Origin of the sequence: Kribbella italica, from assembly GCF_014205135.1 — a bacterium.
In the GTDB taxonomy this organism is placed as follows: domain Bacteria; phylum Actinomycetota; class Actinomycetes; order Propionibacteriales; family Kribbellaceae; genus Kribbella; species Kribbella italica.
Window position 1 is genome coordinate 104,220 of sequence record NZ_JACHMY010000001.1, and the last position, 18,273, is coordinate 122,492.

Consider the following 18,273-nt stretch of genomic DNA (forward strand, 5'->3'; position numbering starts at 1 on the left):
GCTATCCGGCCAGCTCCGACGAATAGCCGGAGCCCATCAGATGCACGTCCAGCAGCTCGTCCAGCGCGGTGTGCACGCCGGCCTGCCGCGCGACGTCGAGCAGAGCGCGGGCCAGGACCGGCTCGGGGCTGCGGGCGGCGATCACCAGTCCCACTCGCGGTCCGTGCGCGGGGCTCTTCAGCGGTACGACGCGCATCCCGTCCGGTACGCCGAACATGTGCAGCCAGGCGTGCGAGATGACGGTCGACCAGTGGTTGCCGTGCAGGTGGCTGTAGAGACCGGAGACGGTGTCGCTCTCGATCGCGGGCTCGGCACTGACGCCGTCGTCGGTGAAGTAGCCGTTCATGATCCGGCGGTTGCGCATCTGCGGCGACAGCAGGCACAACGGCTGCTCGGCGACCTGCCCCCAACTGGCGACCGGCAGGTTGGCCAGGTCGCTGTCCTGCGGGGTGAGCAGCAGGTAGCGCTCCTCGTACAAGGGGGTCTTGCGCACACTGCCGAGCGTGTCGTCGTCGAGGTAGGTCATCGCGACGTCCAGCTCGAACCCGGCCAGCTTCTGGGTGATGTCGCGCGACGACAGCGACTCCAGCGTCACCCGGGCCTGGTCGTGCCGCTCGCAGAACGGCGTGGTCAGCAGGGAGACGACCGGCATCGCGGTCGGGATCGCGCCGAGCCGCAGCGTGCCGGTCAGGCCGCCGCGCATCACCGACAGCTCGTGGCGCAGGGCGTCGCGCTCGGCGAGGATGCGCTGGGCCCAGAGCAGGACGCGTTCACCCTCGGGAGTAAGGCCTTCGAAGCGGCGGCCGCGGCGCACGATCGGGACGTCGAGCTCCTGCTCGAGCTTGCGGATCGCGGCCGACAGTGACGGCTGGGAGACGTAGCAGGCGTCGGCGGCCCGGGCGAAGTGGCGTTCGCGGGCGAGGGCGACGAGGTACTCGAGCTGGCGGAGCAACATGGATCAGCCTCGTTCCGGCCGGACGGAATACCGATCGCTTGTATACATAATCCAGTATTACATGCAGGTGAAGTGGCTGGAAGGCCGAGGGTGCCGAGGAGGGGACGGGTAGTGTGACCTGGATCACAGTTGTGGGGTGTCTGCCCGGCGGTGCTTCGTTCGACGCGTTGGCACAGGCACCAGTCAGGCGACGCAAAGGACAGCGACATGGACAAGGTCATCTCCTCGGACGGTACCGAGATCGCGTACGACACGTTCGGGTCCGGGCCCGCTCTGGTCCTGGTGGCCGGCGCGATGACCGACCGGCTGTCGTACGGGCCGAGGGCGGCTGTGCTCGGCGAGTACTTCACGGTCGTCACCTACGACCGGAGGGGACGCGGCGACTCGGGCGACCAGCCGGAGTACGCGGTCGAGTGTGAGGTCGAGGATCTGGAGGCGGTCCGGGCGGTCACCGGTGCGACGTACGGGTCGGCTGACTCCTCGGGCGTGATGGTGCTGCTGCGGGCGGCCGCGGCCGGATCGGCGTTCGACAAGCTGTCGATCATGGAGCCGCCGTTCCGTGTGGAGGGCGCGCCGCCGGCGCCGCACCGCTATCTCGAGCGACTGCAGGAGTTCGTTGCCGAGGGCAACCCGGGTGGGGCCGCGGAGCTGTTCATGGTCGAGGCGGTGGGGCAGCCGCAGGAGCAGGTCGACGCGATGAGGTCCGCGCCGTTCTGGGCCGGTCTGGAGGCGATCGCGCCAACGCTGGTCTACGACGCGCTGCAGTTGGACGGCGAGGTGCCGAAGGACCTGCTCGCGACGGTCGCGCAGCCGACGCTGGCGCTGCACAGCACGTCCAGCCCGGAGTGGCTCCAGCGAGCTACCGCCGCGGCTGCTGCCGCTCTGCCGAACAGCACGCTGCTCGGGCTCGAGGGGAGCTTCCACGACATCGCGCCGGAGGTGCTGGCGCCGGCGCTGGTCAACCACTTCCTCGGTTAGCGGTCGTCGTACGCGTCTCTGGCGGGTACCGGCGGGCTGCCCCTGGGCGCCTTTCGACTGCCTCCGGAATCGCCGTAAAGAAGTCGTAAGCGGGTCGGGTGATGCTTCTCGGCATCAACTCGATCCGCTCGAAAGGCGACTCCGATGCGCAAGCTCAAGCTCCAGGTCCAGACCACGGCCGACGGGTTCATGGCCGGCCTGAACCACGAGATGGACTGGATGCGGTTCCCCTGGACCGACGACCTGAGCGCGTACGTCGACGCGTTGACCACGCCGGTCGACACGATCGTGCTCGGCCGCAAGCTCGCCGAGGGTTTCATCCCGGCCTGGGCGTCGCGCCCGGAGCACGAGGACGAGGCGTCGATCGACTGGATGAACAACACGCCCAAGGTGGTCGTCAGCCGGAGCCTGACCGCGTCGCCGTGGGACAACGCCGTGGTCGCGAACGACCTGGTCAAGGCCGTCACCGAACTCAAGTCCCAGCCGGGCGGCGACCTGATCGCGTACGGCGGCAGCACGCTGATCACCGGGCTGATCGCCGAGGGCCTGGTCGACGACATCTACCTGTTCGTCAACCCGACCGCGATCGGCGCGGGACTGCCGGTGTTCCCGGTCGGTGCTCAGCCGCTCGATCTGGTCGAGGCCGTCGGGTTCGAGTGCGGCATCACCGCGCTGCACTTCGTACCGAAGCCCTAGGTCGTCGTCACGGGGGCACGCTGACGTCGGCGCCGGCCTTCCGCGGAAGGCCGGTCCGCCGGTGGGTCAGGTCAGAGAACGTGCAGCTTGTCGAAGGGGGCGAGGACCCGGAGCAGCTTGCCGCCGCCGAGATCGACCACCACCGCGTGCGTTCCCTCGACGGCGCTGATCCGGCCCATCCCCTCCTTGTCGTGGGAGACCCGGTCGCCCTCCTCGAAGGTCTTGATCGGCTTGGGTTCCCTGGGCTTGAAGGGACTCGTGGACAGGTGACGACGCGTCGTCGCGCGAGAAGGCTCCATCAGAACTCAAGTATGCGCCTCTTTCCGCCGTCGCGTCTCGGCCAGGCTTGTCAAAGCTGATCGCCCGGTCGCGTTCGGTAGTAGTCCGAGCACTGTGGGTGCTCGTCGTGTGTCAGTTGGGCTGGGTGCCCGTCACCGTGACCTCGGCCAGGGCGATCACACCGGCGCTGGTGGCCGGCGACTGCACCTTGACGTACCGGGCCACGGTGTTGGTCGGCCGACTGGTGACCGCCCCCGGCGTCGCCCCGAGGCTCAGCTTGGTCACCGTGGAGTCGGCCATCAGCTGGGCGTAGGTCCGGCCCGACATGCTGGCGGTGGAGAGGAACACCACCGCGTTGTTCAGCTTGTCGGCCGAGGCGTCGGTCCGGTTGTGCACCGTGACGTTGCCGACCCGGGAGTTGGTCAGCAGGTCGACCTGCCACCACGGCTGCGAGCTGGACGCCGTCCGGCTCACCGACCCGGCGGCGAAGACGCCGTTGGTGTTCCCGTCCACGGCGCGGGCGGCGGTGCCGACGTCGGTCGACGACTGCGTGGCCGGCCGGTTGGTGGACAGGTTCACGGTGCCGGTGGTGCCGCCGACCTGCAGCTCGGCCAGGTTCAGGGTGGCGAAGATGCTCGACAGCTGCACCCGCACGTACCGGCCGGTGGCGTTGCCCGCGTTCAGGGTCAGGCTGTTGGTGGCGGACGAGAACGCCGAGAACGACATCTCCTTCACCGAGTCGTCGGCCTGCAGCGAGGACATCGACCGGCCGGTCATGCTGGTCGAGGAGATGAACACCGAGCCGCTGCCCATCCGGTTCGAGTCGGTCCGGCTCCACACCGTGACCGTGGAGACGGCCGCCGCGGAACCGAGGTCGACCTGCCACCACGGCTGGGTGGAGAGGTTGGTCTGGGTCACCGAGCCGCTCGCGAACACGCCGTTGGTGTTGCCGTCCACCGCCCGGGCCGCCACCGCGGTACCGCTGGTGCTCGACTGGGTGGCGGCCTTGCCCCGGGCCAGGTTCGGACCGGTGACGGTCACCGTGGTGGTCGACACCGCGCTGTCCACCTTGCCGTCCCGCACGACCAGGCTGAAGGTCAGCGTGGCCGGTGTGGACGGGGTGGTGAAGGTCGGCTTCTGCACCGTCCGGCTGGACAGCGTCACCGCGGGTCCACCGGTCTGGGTCCAGGTGTAGGTGAGTGGGTCGTTGTCGGCGTCGCGGCTGCCGGAGCCGTCCAGCGTCGCGGTGACGCCGGACTCGGCCGACTGCGCCGCCCCCGCGCTCGCCACCGGCACCGTGTTGTTGGTGGTGACCGTGGTGGTGACGGCGGGGCTGTTGGCCTTGCCGTCCCGCACCACCAGGCTGAACGTCAGCGTGGTCTTGGTGGACGGGGCGGTGAAGGTCGGCTTCTGCACCGTCCGGCTGGACAGCGTCACCGCGGGTCCACCGGTCTGGGTCCACGTGTAGGTGAGCGGGTCGTTGTCGGCGTCGCGGCTGCCGGAGCCGTCCAGCGTCACCGCGGCACCCGTGTTGACCGTCTGCGCCGTACCGGCGTTCGCCACCGGCACCTGGTTGACCGGGCTGGTGGTGGTCACCGTTGTGGTCGCCGCCGCGCTGTTGGCCAGGCCGTCCCGCACCACCAGGCTGAAGGTCAGCGTGGAGGCCGAGGACGGGGCGGTGAAGGTCGGCTTCGCGGCCGTCGTACTGGACAGCGTCACCGCCGGTCCACCGGTCTGGGTCCACGCGTAGGTGAGGTCGTCGCCGTCGGCGTCGGTGCCGGACCCGTTCAGGGTCACGGTCGTACCAGCCACGACCGACTGCGGCGCACCCGCGTTCGCCACCGGGACGCGGTTGTTCGACTCCGAGAGCGGCCGCGGGGTGCAGTTGCTCATCGAGACCGTGAAGGGCTGGACGTCGTTGTCCGTCTCGATCAGGGCTCCGTCCTCGGCGCCGTCAAGCGAGATGGTGTACGACTGGCCGGCGTTCACGCGGATCTCGGTCCACTCGTCCGTACCGCGTTCCCACTCGACGATCAGGACCCGGCCGGTGACCACGCGGACGGTGCACCCGTCGGCCCAGGAACCCATGTACGGGTAGAGCGGAACGCCCGACTCCGTGTAGACGTTGCGTGCGTTGTCGCCGGCGCGGCCGTTGCCCTGGTACGCCGTTCCGACCGGCCAGGTGATCACGCCGCCGTACCAGTCACCGGGGTTCTCGCCGGTGCCGGCGTAGCGCCAGCGGGCGTTGACCCAGGAGACCGGGTCGCAGGTGGTGGGGTCGGTGCAGTCGGGCGGCGTCGGCGGGACCGGCGGGCCGGGCACGAAGGCGTACTCGAACGGCGTACCGCTCTGCACGCTGACGATGCTGCTGCCGCTCAGAGTGGTCGGCACGGTGTAGCTCTGGCCGGCCGACAGGTTGGCCAGCGACGCGTGCGAGTCCCCGACCGGGCCGGAGAACACGGTGGCGCTGCCCGACGTGATGGTGATCTTCCAGTTCGCCAGCTGCGGGGCCGGCGCGTAGACGTCGTGCGAGGCCGTGTAGCCGTAGCGGGCCCTGGTGGGGTCGGTCTCGGCCGGCCAGACGGCGGCGTACCCGCTGTCCGACGGACCCCACGGGCACGGGCTGCTGGTGCAGGTCCAGGTCACCCGGGGCGACTCGCCGTCGCCGGCCGGCGGGGGCGTGACCGGCCCACCCGGGGTGAACGTGTACTCGAACGCGGCGCCGCCCTGCACGCTCACGATGCTGCTGCTGCTCAGGGCGCTCGACACGGTGTAGCTCTCGCCGGCCGACAGCGCGGCCAGCGACGAGTGCGAGTCCCCGACCGGGCCCGCGTACACGGCGGCGCTGCCGGAGGTGACGGTGATCTTCCAGCCGGCCACCTTCGCCGCCGTGGCGTACACGTCGTGGGAGACGGTGTAGCCGTAGCGGGTCCGGGTGGGCTCGACCGTCGCGGGCCAGACTGCCGCGTTGCTGGTGTAGCTCGTACCCGACGGGCAGGGCGTGCCGGTGCAGTTCCAGGTGGCCGGCACCGATCCGTCGCCGGACGCCGGCGGCGGCGTGGTCGGCTCGCCCGGAGTGAAGGTGACCCGGAACGCGCCGTCGTCCTGGATGCTCACGATGCTGCTGTTGCTGAGCGTGCTGGACACGGTGTAGCTCTGGCCGGCCGACAGCGCGGCCAGCGACGAGTGCGAGTCGTCGGCCGGGCCCGCGTAGACCGTGGCGCTGCCGGAGACGACGGTGATCTTCCAGCCGGCGACCTGGGACACCGGAGCGTAGACGTCGTGGGAGACGGTGTAGCCGTAGCGGGCCCGGACCGGCTGGGCCGCGGCCGGCCAGACGCCTGCGTTGCTGGTGTAGCTCTGGCCTGACGGGCAGGGGCTGGTGGTGCAGTTCCAGGTGGCCAGCACCGAGCCGTCACCGGAGGTCGGCGGCGGCGGGTCGGTCGGGGTGCCGGGGGTGATCGTGTAGTCGAACGACCCGCCGCTCTGCACGCTGACGAGGCTGCTAGTGCTCAGGGTGCTGGGCACCGTGTAGCTGTCGCCGGTCTCCAGATTGGCCAGCGACGCGTGCGAGTCGTCGGCCGGGCCGGCGAACACGGTGGCGCTGCCGGACGTGACGGTGATCTTCCAGCCCGCCACCTTGGGCGCCGGGGCGTACACGTCGTGGGAGACGGTATAACCGTAGCGGGCCCGGACCGGCTCGGCCGCGGCCGGCCAGACCGCCGCGTTGCTGGTGTCCGACGGGCCCCACGGGCACGGGCTGCTGGTGCAGGACCACGTCGCCACCACGGAGGACGCAGGATCACCCTCGGCTGCCAGTGCGGGTGGGGCGGTGAGGCCCAGCACCATCAAGATTGCAGTGGTGAGAACGCACAACGCGGTCGCGAAACGTTTCGGCATGCCGGCCCCCCGGATTGTGACTCTCTGCTTGCGGCAAACCGTCGCCCCAAAGACGCTCTCTGTCAACAGAAAGAAGCGAAAAGAGGCAGCTGCGAAGCATTTGCCAGGGACTTCATCACGCTACGGAAAATCGCCATTACGCATTGATGAGAAATGGGGATATCGCGGGACCGAAGGGCGCGGGGCGAGTACGGAGCGTAGCGATGATCAGAGGGCCCTGCCCGGCCGGCTAGGTGAGAGTCCGCCGGGGACGCGGCTCGGTTCGATGCCCGATCAGTCGGGCCTCTCGGCGATATCGCTTACTTCCAGTAGAGGTTGCCCTGGGTGCTGAGGCTGAGGCGTACCTGGTCAGGGTCCGCGAAGATGACCCGGCACGTCTGGAAGCGCGAACCCGGTGCGATCCACCCGGCCGGCGGGGAGCTGTAGTCGGTGCAACTCGGCAGCTCGAGATTCCCGCCCAGCAATCGGAATGCGCCGGCGTCGCCGCCGTGCAGGTCGCCGGTGAGATTCGGCCCACTGTAACCACTGAAGGCGCTGTCGCCCTTGTCGCCATCTTCGTTGACCAGCACTACCCGGATCAGGTAGGCCGACCGCGAGACCTGGTCCGGGTACGCGCCACGCAGGAAGTTCATGTCTTCGTCCGAGGCCTTGTTCACGCCGGTGACGATCACCCCGACCCGCGTCGGGCGATCGGCCCGGCCGATCGTGATCACCGCTTTGGCACCGAACCTCAGGCGCGTGCCCGCCCGCGTGGAACCGGGCAGCGGCGACGGCGGAGTGAGATTCGGCGCCAACAACAGAAGGTAGTCCACTTCCGGCGCCCAACCCTGCTTCGTCGAGTAACCGATGTTCGGTCGAAAGGCGCACGGCCCCACGCGAGCGTGTTCATCGCGGCCTTGCTCACGGCCCACTGCGCCGTGGCCTGCGGCTTTGGTTGGCGCGCCCGGCAGGATTCGAACCTGCGACCAACGGAGTCGCAGTTCGAGTCATCATCGGAGATCATCGACGGTCCGGAAACTGCACCTGACCTGGGCATATGCCTTGTTTCGGATGGAGCTGAGTTCATCCGGCATCAGGGGTAATCATCATGAATAAGCCCCTTCACCGGTAACGGAACCGGTAACTCCGTCGCGCTTCTCCTGCTCGTACAGAGTCAGTGCTGCGGCGATGCGAGCAGCCAGGCGATCGGCCGGCTCAGCGATGCCCTCGGCTGGATCGACGTAGGCGCGCGGCCGGCTGGAGGTGACGACCGTCCCTCGCCGCCGAACCGGCGTCACCATGCCCTCGGCCGCGAGGACGCTGATCGCAGCACGGACGGTCTTCACGGTCGTGCCATAGTGCTCGGCCAGGTCTGCCTGACGGGGAAGTGTCGAGTCCACGGGGTAGTCACCGCGAGAGATCGCGGACCTCAGCTCGTCGGCGATCTCTCGGTATCCAGTCACGCCGGCAGGCTAGCGAACGATGAAGGTGTTCGGGTCGACGACCTCGACGCGGGAGGCGTCGCCGCCTGACCTGCGCTCGGCCTCGGTTCGGGCCAGCGGGGTGAGATGGTTAAGGCCCAGCCGGACTGTGGTCACCGGCTGGGCCTTCGGCTTGCTGGACTGGGACGGAAGTCGTTTCCTCGGCATGCCGCCCACCCTATCGATCAGACAGGGGGCTGGAAGCCCTTTCGGCTGCCGTTCCCGTGGCACGTCTTGCACGTCTCGGTCACCGATGCCGTTCCGCCCTGCCCGGTCCCGAGCTGAACCACCGCCCGCGCAACACGAATCTCCCCGCTGCCCCCGCAGTCCGGGCACAGCGTGTTGAACTCGGCCTTCATCGGTTCGTCCATCCTGATCCTCCGCACTGCGGACAGGGCTCCTGCACGTTCTCGGTCACGGCCTTGCCGTTCTTCATCCGCACCTTCGGCGTAGTCTTCCACGCCTTACCCTTGCAGGAAGGGCAGATCTGCTGCGGAGGTCGATTGTCTCGTGGCATTGCTCTTCTCCCATTCTAGGCCAAGAGGCCGTAGACGGCGCCAAAGAGGATCAGCCCGCCGATGACCACCAGGCACGCCCAGAAGGCGAAGGTGAGTCGCGGCGAGGTTAGGCCGGCATCTCGCGCCTCGCTCGCCTCGCGGTACTCGTCGAGCATGGGCTGCGTGATGGCCGCACCAATGTCAATGACACTCGGCCTGGACTGCTGCGGCTTCGGGCGCTCGCCCCGCCGAGGCCAGGCGAACGTCACGATCGTTGAGGTGTGCGGAACCGGCTGATCGTCCTGGGTCACCGCTTCAGGATACGCATGACCAGCGCAACGAGTCCGATCCCCACCACCACGGTTGGCGGTGCAACCATGCAACCGCCGCTGCCCTTTCGGTGGTCCGTGTTGCCCTTGTGGTTCTTGCCCTTGGCCTTGTCCTGGTATTCCTTGTACTCGCTCATCTTTACTCCCGTGGAGTTGGACGGACCAGGCCCCCTCTCGGCAGAGGAGGAGAACGTGAGGAGCGTTCAAGCCGAGAGAGGGCCTGGGATGGAGGGCGGGGTTGCCGCCGTCGCAGGGGACAGGACGGCAACCCCGCCGATCATGGGGCGCTAGTCGCGCGGGTCGTACGGCTGGTCGGGTGGGTAGGCGGCTTCGTAGTCAGAGACCTGCTTCGCCCGGATCTGATCGTTCGGGTAGCGGAGCCGCAGCACGTTGGCGTACGCCTCGGCGAGCGACGTCGGCGCTACTCGCCAGTCGATGATGACGTTGTCGCGGATGACCATCACCCTCCAGAAGGTTCGCTCAATCATCAGTCGGGCGGAGTGACCGGCTCGTTGGTGATGAGCAGCCTGGCGAATCGTTGACGATGCAAGGCTTCGAGCTTGTCCGCCAGATCGGAAACGCAGGTCGAATCCGCGATCGCGAACTCCCCGAACCACACTCGAACTCGTCGCCATTCAGGCTCCCCCTCGGTCGTGGCGTGCATCCCGGTCTTCGTCTCCCCGCTCGATCAGATCCCCATCGAGGTGCCGCTCACCACGGAGCCACCCCTCGAACGCCTTCCGCTGGCCCTCGGGGCATCGAGCCACCAGCGAGGCGATCTCACCCTCACTGAGCGCATCCTGAGCACTCAGTGCGTCGTCCCTTGTCAGCGCCATGGCACTGACCGTAATCACCTGAGAGCTAGGAAGTATTACCAGCCGTAATGCAGCCCTCACGGAGTTCACGAAGCGGGGCTACGCTGGAGACATGAGCGAGATCGATGACGAGCGATTCATCGGGCAGCGGGTCAAGATGTACCGCAAGCTCCGGAACATGACACAGAAGCAGCTTGGCGACTTCGTGGGTAAGTCTCAGTCTGCCATCGCGCAGTACGAGAGCGGGTTCCGGCCGGTCGCCGACAGGGATGTTCTCTACGGCCTGGCGCTGGCTCTCCAGGTCACGGTTGGCGACCTCACGGGCCACGCCGAGGACAAGGCCAACCCTGCCGTCGCAGCCTTCCACGCCCAGGTGCCTCGCATTGAGGCGGCGCTGATGAATCAGGGACACGGGGATGACCCGAGCGACCCCAGGCCGCTCGATGCTCTCGCTGCCGACGCTCGACGGGCGCTCAAGATCAGGATGAAGAACGACTACGCCACGCTTGGCGGCATCCTGCCCGGCCTGATCAACGACCTGTACCGGCACACGGCCTCGGATGACGAGCGCACACGGCTCCGGGCATGGAGCGAGCTCGCGACGGCCGGCTTCGTCACGACGCTGGCGACGAAGGGGCTGGGCTTCGTGAGCCTGGCTTGGAACGCGGCAGGCGCGACGACGGAGGCCGCTCGGATCGTCGGCGACCCAGGCGCGATGGCTGCGGCCGAGTTCGCACGGGCTCAGGTACTGCTCTCTACGCCGGGCTCTCTCCGGGCGTCACTCGCGCACTCCGCCGGCGGAGCCGACAGGCTTCAGTCTGAGCTGACCAGCCCCGAGGGGGCAGAGCTGTACGGGATGCTCCACCTTCAGGCAGGGCTCACCTCGGCCGCCGTAGGGCAGGACCCAGCGGCGCACATCCGGGAGGCTGCCGAGACGGTGCGAAGGTCTGGCGACGGCTCTGCCTTCGAGCTGGCCTTCGGCGCTGAGAACGTGACCGTTTGGCGGATGTCGATCGCCAACGAGCAGCGGCGCCCCGGCGCGGTGATCGAGATCGCAGAGTCCATCAATCCGGAGGCGATCACCACGGAGGACCGAAAGTCGCGGTACTTCATCGAGCTGGGTCGCGCGCACGTGGCCGAGAAGAACTACCGGGCGGGGATGTCTGCATTGCTCCGCGCCGAACTGGTTGCCCCGCAGCAGGTGCGCTCGCGCACCGTCGTCAAGGAGTTGGTAGGGCATATGCTCCGCAGGGCTCAGCGTGAGTTGGCCACCGGAGAGCTGGGCAAGCTGGCTCAGCGCGTGGGTGCCGTACCAGCCTGAGACTGGACACCCGCCCCCAACTCGGGGATGATTTCCGGTCGGGTCAGGGGTGGCCCGTCATCTACCTGGGGGGATCTCATGAAATCAGTCCTGCGCGCCATCACGCTCCTTGCTCTGGCCGGCGCACTCACAGCCTGCGGGGGGAGCGAGGAGCCGGCATCTGCGCCAGCTCCGACCACCGCAGCTTCGACCGTCGCGCCGGCTGTGAACAAGGCGGCCACCGAGCAGGCGTACGTGCTGGAGGTGGCCGCGGCTGTGCCCGAGGGCCTGCTCGCCCGAGCCGAGCTGATCGAGGCCGGCTACGCGAGCTGCAAGGCGTTCCGCGACAAGCCGGGGAACATGGCCACGCTCGTCGAGAACATGAAGAAGGACAATCAGACGGAGGAGAAGATCGCACAGACCAAGGCCATTGCAACGGCGGCGATCCACAACCTCTGCGTCGACCAGGCCGGCGACCTGTAGGTAACGCAACAAAGCCCCCGACCTCAGTCCGAGGTCGGGGGCTTTTCGTGTGCGTCCGCACCTGGGAGCCAGAAGCCGACAGGGTTGCAGCGGCGGTCGCCGATCGCCACGAAGACATGGCCGGGAACCCACTTGGTCGCGCGCCCGTCGATCCACTCCTCGCCGTCCACGCTCCACACGACTCGGGCTCGGACGGGGCGACCCGCCTGCTCCGGGATGTCGCGAGCGTTGGGCGGCCAGCTCTCGTTCAGCGCCGTCTGCCACTTGTTGTGCATCGGCGCCATCCGCTCGAAGGCGTCTGCGTTAGGCATGGATTTATTAGAACACGTGTTCGACAACGCAGGAAAGCCCCGACCGCGACACCTGTTATGTCGCAGGACATAGGTGACGGATCCACATCAGGACATCGGTGACACTTTCGGGGATCTTGGTGGTGACACTTCGGTGAGTCGTCGGGGTCGGTGGTGTCCTGGCTCGGTCGACTCCGCGGGTGTCGAAGAATGAGCTTGTTGATCCTCGTGTCCGTCTCGCGATCGCACAGTGGCCGTCTAACGCTCCACGTGGGGCGGTGACGACCTTCTGTGCCGAGCACGGCATCTCGCGCAAGACGTTCTATGAGATCCGGCGGCGCAGCCTCACCGACGGGCCCGCGGCGGCGCTGGAGCCGAGATCGCGGCGACCGAAGTCGAGCCCGTCGAAGCTGGCCGATGAGGTCAAGCAGCAGGCGATCGGGGTCCGGGCTGCACTCGAGCAGTCCGGGCTGGACTGCGGCCCGATCAGCGTGCACGACAAGATGCACGCGATGGGCCTAGAGGTGGTGCCTTCGGTCGCGTCGCTGGCCAGGATCTTCCGCGAGGCCGGCGTGGCACGGCTGGAACCAAGGAAGAAGCCAAGGGCTGCGTGGCGCCGGTTCGTCTATCCGGCCCCGAACGCCTGCTGGCAGCTCGACGCCACCGAGTACGTGCTCACTCGCGGCCGCAAATGCGTGATCTTCCAGCTCATCGACGACCACTCCCGCTACGCGGTCGCTTCCCACGTCGCGTGGGGCGAGACCTCCGAGGCGGCGATCGTCGTGTTCGACAAGGCCGTGACCGCCTATGGCGTGCCCCAGCGGCTGTTGTCCGACAACGGATCGGCGCTCAACCCCTCGCGGCGCGGACTCCTTGGCCAGCTCGTCGTCCACCTGATGGCCCTAGGCGTCGAGCCGATCACCGGCAAGCCCTACAAACCAACCACCCAGGGCAAGAACGAACGCTTCCACCAGACCCTGTTCCGCTACCTCGACAAGCAGCCACTGGCCGCCGATCTGGCCCAGCTGCAGACCCAGGTCGACGCCTTCGACCACATCTACAACACCCAGCGCCCCCACCAAGGACTGCCCGGCCGCATCACACCCCTGACCGCCTGGCAGGCCACCGAGAAGACCGAGGCACCCCGCCCCACCCGCGATCTGTTCCGCCGTCCCGTCACCCGGCCCCGACCCGCCCGGACACCGGTGCCTACCGACCTGCCCGACGGCACCGTCGTCAAGAAGCTGGCCAGCAACGGCGTCTTCATGCTGAACAAGGTCCAGTACATGGTCGACGGGCGACGAGGTTTCCAGCAGGTCCTCGTCATCACAGCCGGCGACAAGATCACCGTTGCCGACCTCGAAGGCGAGATCCTCATCGAGCACACCAGGCCCGCGCCCGGAGTGACCTACGTCGGCAACGGCCGCCCCAGCGGCCCACGCCAAACCTCTAAACCGTCACCGATGTCCTGACACATCCAGTGTCACCGATCTCCTGATCCAGAACTGTCACCCATGTCCTGAGACATCACACCCGACCGCGACACCCGACCGCGATGGTCGAGGGCTGGTCCCTAGTCGTGGCCGGCCGGGCAGACCCACCGGATCGGCAAGCCCTCGGCCCACACCAGGACGGCGTGGCACCGAGGGCACTTCACCCGCACGGACGGTCGAGGTGGCGTCACTACTAACACACTGCGGCCTCAGTGAACTCGCCGCCGTTGAGGTGGGCAACCAACTTCCCGACCCCGGTGAAGAGGCGGACGTTGATGCCCTGCGGCGAGATCTCCTGGTTGTACGCGACATCCTTCTCGGACCAGTCGAGCCCGTAGTGCAGGAAGATCGCGCGCCGCTCCTTCAGGGTCAGCTCGGCCTTCTCCCACCCGGTGTTCATGTCCGCCAGGTGGGCGTACAGGGTGTTGCCCTCTTTCTTGTTCGGCGTCGCCCGAGGCATGTCCTGCGGAGGAGCCTGCGGGGCCTTCGCGCCCCACACGGCGTCCGGATCCCAGAGCATGGGCAGGAGTTGCTCGACCATCTCTCGGGTGTAGGTCATCGGACTCTCACCGAGAACGGCACGTCGGGATACCGCCAGCGAAACCGGTCGAGCTCCTGATCCACTGTCCGGTTCGTGGACTCCGCGATGGGTAGCCGGCGGATGTCGTAAATCCCCTCGATCATGTCGCCGCGCAGGCCCTGCAAGCCGTGAGTGTTCGTCGGCGTGAGGATGATCGGCTTGCCCAGCTCACTCTTCATCGGGTGCGGAAAGTGGAGGTCCAGGAAGTCGCGAGCGTCGCCGGAGAAGCTGGCCACCACTACGACAGGCTTCACTCGACACCTGCCTTCTCCAGGAGCACGTCGTACGAGGTCAGCTTGTCGGCGTGCTTGGCCTTGGTCTTGTACTGGTCCTTCAAGTCCTGGACCAAGCGGTGGTGCAGCAGGCCCAGCTCGTCGCCGTAGGCGCACTCCTGAAGGTCTTCCTTGGTGGCGACCAGGATGCGAGCGTCCTGCTCCAGGTCTTCGATCTCGACAGCGTGCCGGTACTTCTCGTTCTTGCTGATGGACCGAGCTGCCCGCTCGATCACCTGGGCGACCCCCTCCACGTCAAGGACCGCCCAGTCGATGTTCAGGTCTTCGTCGTTCACTAGCGGATCAACTCCCTCACGTCGATGCGGTGGTCCTTCGCGATGCCGATGAGCAGGCCGGGGGCGCCGCCAGTCCCCTTGAAGTGGCGGAACCAGGTGCTCTCGGACTCCATGGCCGGCACGCCCAGGAAGAGGCGGTTACCCTCGGTGTCGACCTCCTCGTGGTGGAGGTGGCCTTCCACGAGCACGTCGACCATGTGCATCGGCGAGCTGGCGTTGAACGCCTGGTCGCTCCACCAGGTCATGTGCTTGCCCGGCTTGTGCTTGTGGCCGTGGGCGTGGGCGATGATCGTGTTCGCCACATCGACGACGACGATCATCTCGTCGGTCTGCGGGACGAAGAACTCGACGTGACCGAACTTCTCCGGCGCGAGCTTGGCCGCGTCCGAGACCGCGATGAGCGACTCGGTGTCGTGGCTGTCGTCGTAGCGGGTGAGGCCCTTGCCCTCGAAGCGGATCGTGTCGCCGTGGTTGCCCGGAACCGCGGCCATGGTCAGGCGCTCGGCCAGCGGCGCGAACGTGAGCATGGCGTGGAGCATCACGCGCCGGGTGAGGCGGATCTGCTCGGTCAGGGTCAGCGGCGTGCGCCAGGCGTTGGCTCCGCCCTGCGACTGGAAGCCCTCAATGTGGTCGCCGAGCCAGCCGATGTGCACGTGGCCGATGTCGTAGCCGGCGAACCGGTACCAGGCCAGCTTGTTCGCCGCCTGGTTCAGGCAGTCGATGGTCCGGCGGACCGTGCCCTCCGCGCCGTCGCCGTCGATCTTGCCGAACTGCATGTCGCCGAGGAAGATCGTGAAGCCGTGTGTGCCCTGTGGGCGCTTGACGACCGGCTCGTACAGGTCGATGGCCGAGAGCAGCTCGTCGAGCGGGAGAGCGGAACGTCCGGCCGCTGCGACCCGCTTGAAGGTGTACCGGTTCGACTCGCCGGTCTCGCCGTTGGCCATGGTCCACTCGCCCGAGCGGAAGCCGGTGGCCTCCCACTCGTCGGGGTTCTCCCCCTTGGCGCGCAGGTAGAACCGCGCCGCGGACTCGTCGGCCTCGCCTGCCTGATCCTTCACGGTCACAGTGGCGGTGTCGCCGCTGATCTCGATCTGCCGGGTGAAGTCCTGCTCGGGGTTCAGCTCGCGGGCCGGGGTCGCCGGGCCTACGGGCTTGTCGAGCAACTGCTGGAGGAGTGCGCTAGTCAAGGTGCTCACACTCCCTTCTGAAGTGCTCGTCGGTAGTTGCGGATGGTGGTGGCGGACACGGGGAGTCCGTGCTCGTTGAGGAGGGAGGAGAGCCAGTCGGCGCTGGTCCCTCCGAGGAGGTGCTCTGCGAAGCGGGCTCGCGCCTCGTCCTCCATCGACGACCAGGCGTCGGTGAGCTTCGGGCCGGGCTTGCCGGGGAGCTTGATCACCGGTCGACCTCCAGGCTGAAGCTCGGGATCTGGAGTGTGCCGTCGCGACCGGCGAGCACGCGAAAGACCTTCTTCGCCTGCCGCACCGTCTCCACCAGGTCGTCGCCGACCGGCCGGAACTCGACAGCAAACCCCGTCAGCGAGTGGGTCAGGTCGCCGATGACCACGGCGTTGATCCGCTCGCGCGTCCCGTCCTCGTGCTCCAGGGACATCTCGCCCGGCACCTCGCCGGAGACCAGCCTCACAGGCTGGCCACGTAGTTGCGGTAGAGATCGGTGACCGGGGTCTTCGAGCGGAAGTACGGACCGCTGAGCAGGTGCCGCGGCGTCGCGGTGAGGTTGGCCATGTGCCAGACCGACTGATTGATCCGGTCCTGCATCGCCTTCAGATCCGCGGCTTCCTTCGCCTTCTTCTCGGCAAGCGCGTCGGCCTTGCGCTTGGCTGCCGCGTCGATGCCCTCGATCTCGTTGAGGATGTCGGCGGCCTGCTCGATCAGCCCAGCGCGGCGCTCGTCCGGCTTCGACCACTCACTGACGTCGTCCTCGCCGACCTCCATGCGCAAGTCCATCCACGCGCTGGCGATCTCCTCGGTGATCTTGGTGAGCCGATCGGTTACCTCTTCGGTGTACGTCACGCTGCTACCGCCTCTCGTCCAAGGGCAGCGAAGATCGCGTCCGCGCCGCCCGCCAGGTATGTGTCAGTCACGTCCGCGGTGAGGCGGACGGGTTTGGCCGAGCGCAGAGCTCGGGTGATCTTGGCTGTCAGTTCGGCGCCGGCATCGTCGGGATCTGCCCAGACGTAGACCCGGCTGAAGCCCGCGAGCATGCGGCGGTGCCGGTTGGCCCACATCTTGGCGCCGGGCACAGCTACGGCATGGAGCCCCAGCATCCGAAGGACAACCGCGTCGAGCTCTCCCTCGCAGACATGGATCTCGTCGCCGGCCAGGTGAATCGCGCCGATGCCGTACATCCGGGGGATGTCGTCGGCGATCGTCATGTACTTGCCGTGGAACAGGTCCCGGCAGTTGTGGTCCTGCAAGCACCGGAACCGGATGGTCAGCGGGCGACCGTCCTTGTCCAGGTAGGGGATTGCGAGGAAGCCCTGGAACTTGCCGTGTCCGGGGAAGGGATCGCTAACGACGCCAAGACGGTTTGTAACCGCCGCCTCGCGGCTGATTCCCCGATCGAGCAGGTACCTTGCGACGGCCGGCGTAACGGCTGCCTGATAGGCGCTCGTCGCCTCCTCCAGAAGCTCCATCTGCGAGTCCGAGAGCGGCCGCAAAGTCTCGTGCTCCGACAAAGTTCACACCTTCTTTCTGCTTGATGAGTTCGTACGAGTCACCGCCGTTGCCGCACGAGTGGCAGTTCCACAGGCCGCGCTCGGTGTTGATCGAGCACGACGCCGTGCGGTCCTCGTGCAGCGGGCACTTGACCATCTGGGAGACCCGGCCGCGGTTGACCGGCACGTCGTAGTGCTCCAGTAGGTCGGCGAGGTCGGGCCTCCCGTCGCTCATCGGGTGACGCCCTCTTCGCGCAGCTCGCGCACCAGCACGAAGGGGTCGAGCGGCGTGCCGAGGAAGTGCTCCTCCAGCTCGACCAGCTCGATGTGCGCACCCCACTCGTCGTGGGCGCCGAGGAAGTCGATGCCGGCGGCAAGCACCTCGTCGTACTCGGTACGCGTCAGGCCGGCCACGCCGCACCGCCCATCGCTTCGAGCTTCTTGATGTCGGTCGGGTCGTCCGGGCGAATGTCGGCCAGCGGCCAGTGGATGTGCCGACTGCCCATGGCTGCGAGGATCACCGCGTCGCCCACGTCGTTGTTCGGGATGTGGAAGCCGAGCGGTTCGTACGTCGCCTTCGCGGCGGCGTAGACCTCGGGCTTCTTTGCGGCTCCGTTGCCGGTGCCGTACTTCGCCCGACCTTGCGGCGAGACCGTGGCGACCGGGATCTCGAACGACATCAGCGCATCGACGACCATCCACCACAGGCCGGAGCGATCGTGTGGCGAGCCGAACGACGAGCCGTAGCTCGGGTTCTCGATGACCGCCAGGTCGACGTGGGTGTGGGGAACGATCTCGCCGACGATCTCCTGGCACAACGCGCTCAGGCGCTGCTGGCGGGTGGCCAGGTTGTCGGTCTTCTTGCCCGTCGACTTCGCGGTGTACGTCCACTCCGGCTTGCCGAGGTGGATCATCGCAATGCCGGTGGACGTGAGCGACAGATCCAATCCTGCTACTCGCACTGCCTCACCTCCTC

The 18,273-nt window shown here is 67.6% G+C and carries 27 protein-coding genes; 5 read left to right on the plus strand and 22 right to left on the minus strand.

Annotated features, from left to right (window positions below; translation table 11 throughout):
* Position 1 precedes the first annotated feature (1 nt).
* Positions 2-955, minus strand: coding sequence for a LysR family transcriptional regulator (locus tag HDA39_RS00495; RefSeq protein WP_184793261.1), 954 nt, complete (start codon positions 953-955; stop codon positions 2-4).
* A gap of 207 nt (positions 956-1,162) precedes the next feature.
* On the opposite strand from HDA39_RS00495, the gene HDA39_RS00500 reads away from it, so the two are divergent.
* A complete protein-coding gene (locus tag HDA39_RS00500) occupies positions 1,163-1,933 on the plus strand; it encodes an alpha/beta fold hydrolase (protein WP_184793262.1) in 771 nt (256 codons plus the stop codon).
* A gap of 144 nt (positions 1,934-2,077) precedes the next feature.
* Entirely contained in the window at positions 2,078-2,629 is a 552-nt protein-coding gene (locus HDA39_RS00505) for a dihydrofolate reductase family protein (RefSeq protein ID WP_184793263.1), read from the plus strand.
* A gap of 71 nt (positions 2,630-2,700) precedes the next feature.
* Here HDA39_RS00505 and HDA39_RS00510 read toward each other — a convergent pair whose 3' ends face one another.
* From HDA39_RS00510 to HDA39_RS00550, 9 genes are all read right to left on the minus strand, one after another.
* A complete protein-coding gene (locus HDA39_RS00510; RefSeq protein WP_184793264.1) occupies positions 2,701-2,928 on the minus strand; it encodes a hypothetical protein in 228 nt (75 codons plus the stop codon).
* Between the two features lie 112 nt (positions 2,929-3,040).
* Positions 3,041-6,808 carry a PKD domain-containing protein gene (locus tag HDA39_RS00515; RefSeq protein WP_184793265.1) on the minus strand — a complete coding sequence of 1,256 codons (3,768 nt, stop codon included), beginning with the start codon at positions 6,806-6,808 and terminating at the stop codon, positions 3,041-3,043.
* Positions 6,809-7,107: 299 nt separating this feature from the next.
* Positions 7,108-7,719: a hypothetical protein gene (locus HDA39_RS00520; protein WP_184793266.1), complete on the minus strand. Its 612-nt coding sequence runs from the start codon at positions 7,717-7,719 to the stop codon at positions 7,108-7,110.
* Between the two features lie 174 nt (positions 7,720-7,893).
* Positions 7,894-8,250 (minus strand): GntR family transcriptional regulator, encoded by a 357-nt coding sequence (locus tag HDA39_RS00525; protein WP_184793267.1) that lies wholly within the window; start codon positions 8,248-8,250, stop codon positions 7,894-7,896.
* A gap of 9 nt (positions 8,251-8,259) precedes the next feature.
* On the minus strand, positions 8,260-8,436 hold the full coding sequence (locus HDA39_RS00530; RefSeq protein WP_184793268.1) for a hypothetical protein: 177 nt from the start codon (positions 8,434-8,436) through the stop codon (positions 8,260-8,262).
* 364 nt (positions 8,437-8,800) lie between these two features.
* Entirely contained in the window at positions 8,801-9,076 is a 276-nt protein-coding gene (locus HDA39_RS00535; protein WP_184793269.1) for a hypothetical protein, read from the minus strand.
* Positions 9,073-9,231 (minus strand): hypothetical protein, encoded by a 159-nt coding sequence (locus HDA39_RS00540; RefSeq protein ID WP_184793270.1) that lies wholly within the window; start codon positions 9,229-9,231, stop codon positions 9,073-9,075. The genes HDA39_RS00535 and HDA39_RS00540 overlap by 4 nt, the downstream gene beginning before the upstream one ends.
* A gap of 150 nt (positions 9,232-9,381) precedes the next feature.
* Positions 9,382-9,582: a hypothetical protein gene (locus tag HDA39_RS00545; protein ID WP_184793271.1), complete on the minus strand. Its 201-nt coding sequence runs from the start codon at positions 9,580-9,582 to the stop codon at positions 9,382-9,384.
* A complete protein-coding gene (locus HDA39_RS00550; protein WP_184793272.1) occupies positions 9,582-9,758 on the minus strand; it encodes a hypothetical protein in 177 nt (58 codons plus the stop codon). The genes HDA39_RS00545 and HDA39_RS00550 overlap by 1 nt, the downstream gene beginning before the upstream one ends.
* Before the next feature lie 263 nt (positions 9,759-10,021).
* Between HDA39_RS00550 and HDA39_RS00555 the strand changes: the two genes are divergently transcribed.
* Both HDA39_RS00555 and HDA39_RS00560 read left to right on the plus strand, forming a co-directional pair.
* On the plus strand, positions 10,022-11,230 hold the full coding sequence (locus HDA39_RS00555) for a helix-turn-helix domain-containing protein (RefSeq protein ID WP_184793273.1): 1,209 nt from the start codon (positions 10,022-10,024) through the stop codon (positions 11,228-11,230).
* Positions 11,231-11,434: 204 nt separating this feature from the next.
* Positions 11,435-11,692, plus strand: a complete 258-nt coding sequence (locus tag HDA39_RS00560; RefSeq protein WP_184793274.1) for a hypothetical protein — start codon at positions 11,435-11,437, stop codon at positions 11,690-11,692.
* A 23-nt stretch (positions 11,693-11,715) separates the two neighbouring features.
* Here HDA39_RS00560 and HDA39_RS00565 read toward each other — a convergent pair whose 3' ends face one another.
* Positions 11,716-12,003 (minus strand): hypothetical protein, encoded by a 288-nt coding sequence (locus tag HDA39_RS00565; protein ID WP_184793275.1) that lies wholly within the window; start codon positions 12,001-12,003, stop codon positions 11,716-11,718.
* 257 nt (positions 12,004-12,260) lie between these two features.
* On the opposite strand from HDA39_RS00565, the gene HDA39_RS00570 reads away from it, so the two are divergent.
* Complete coding sequence (locus HDA39_RS00570; protein ID WP_420488705.1) at positions 12,261-13,454, plus strand: integrase core domain-containing protein; 1,194 nt, start codon at positions 12,261-12,263, stop codon at positions 13,452-13,454.
* A gap of 214 nt (positions 13,455-13,668) precedes the next feature.
* On the opposite strand, the gene HDA39_RS00575 is transcribed toward HDA39_RS00570, so the two are convergent.
* From HDA39_RS00575 to HDA39_RS00625, 11 genes are read right to left on the minus strand one after another with little or no spacing between them, the layout of a single operon-like run.
* Positions 13,669-14,034 (minus strand): sigma-70 RNA polymerase sigma factor region 4 domain-containing protein, encoded by a 366-nt coding sequence (locus HDA39_RS00575; RefSeq protein ID WP_184793277.1) that lies wholly within the window; start codon positions 14,032-14,034, stop codon positions 13,669-13,671.
* Positions 14,031-14,294 (minus strand): hypothetical protein, encoded by a 264-nt coding sequence (locus HDA39_RS00580; RefSeq protein WP_184793278.1) that lies wholly within the window; start codon positions 14,292-14,294, stop codon positions 14,031-14,033. Before HDA39_RS00580 ends, HDA39_RS00575 begins: the two co-directional genes overlap by 4 nt.
* Before the next feature lie 11 nt (positions 14,295-14,305).
* Positions 14,306-14,623 (minus strand): hypothetical protein, encoded by a 318-nt coding sequence (locus HDA39_RS00585; protein WP_184793279.1) that lies wholly within the window; start codon positions 14,621-14,623, stop codon positions 14,306-14,308.
* Positions 14,623-15,819 carry a hypothetical protein gene (locus tag HDA39_RS00590; RefSeq protein WP_202892821.1) on the minus strand — a complete coding sequence of 399 codons (1,197 nt, stop codon included), beginning with the start codon at positions 15,817-15,819 and terminating at the stop codon, positions 14,623-14,625. Before HDA39_RS00590 ends, HDA39_RS00585 begins: the two co-directional genes overlap by 1 nt.
* A complete protein-coding gene (locus HDA39_RS00595) occupies positions 15,816-16,019 on the minus strand; it encodes a hypothetical protein (protein ID WP_184793280.1) in 204 nt (67 codons plus the stop codon). Before HDA39_RS00595 ends, HDA39_RS00590 begins: the two co-directional genes overlap by 4 nt.
* Complete coding sequence (locus tag HDA39_RS00600) at positions 16,016-16,264, minus strand: hypothetical protein (RefSeq protein ID WP_184793281.1); 249 nt, start codon at positions 16,262-16,264, stop codon at positions 16,016-16,018. Before HDA39_RS00600 ends, HDA39_RS00595 begins: the two co-directional genes overlap by 4 nt.
* The gene (locus HDA39_RS00605; protein WP_184793282.1) at positions 16,261-16,653 is read right to left on the minus strand and encodes a hypothetical protein; all 393 of its coding nucleotides are present in this window, start codon (positions 16,651-16,653) and stop codon (positions 16,261-16,263) included. Before HDA39_RS00605 ends, HDA39_RS00600 begins: the two co-directional genes overlap by 4 nt.
* Positions 16,650-17,267: a toprim domain-containing protein gene (locus HDA39_RS00610; protein ID WP_420488791.1), complete on the minus strand. Its 618-nt coding sequence runs from the start codon at positions 17,265-17,267 to the stop codon at positions 16,650-16,652. Before HDA39_RS00610 ends, HDA39_RS00605 begins: the two co-directional genes overlap by 4 nt.
* On the minus strand, positions 17,152-17,532 hold the full coding sequence (locus HDA39_RS44050) for a CHC2 zinc finger domain-containing protein (protein WP_420488706.1): 381 nt from the start codon (positions 17,530-17,532) through the stop codon (positions 17,152-17,154). Before HDA39_RS44050 ends, HDA39_RS00610 begins: the two co-directional genes overlap by 116 nt.
* Positions 17,529-17,711: a hypothetical protein gene (locus HDA39_RS00620; RefSeq protein WP_184793284.1), complete on the minus strand. Its 183-nt coding sequence runs from the start codon at positions 17,709-17,711 to the stop codon at positions 17,529-17,531. The genes HDA39_RS44050 and HDA39_RS00620 overlap by 4 nt, the downstream gene beginning before the upstream one ends.
* Positions 17,699-18,259, minus strand: a complete 561-nt coding sequence (locus HDA39_RS00625) for a hypothetical protein (protein ID WP_184793285.1) — start codon at positions 18,257-18,259, stop codon at positions 17,699-17,701. Before HDA39_RS00625 ends, HDA39_RS00620 begins: the two co-directional genes overlap by 13 nt.
* Positions 18,260-18,273 lie beyond the last annotated feature (14 nt).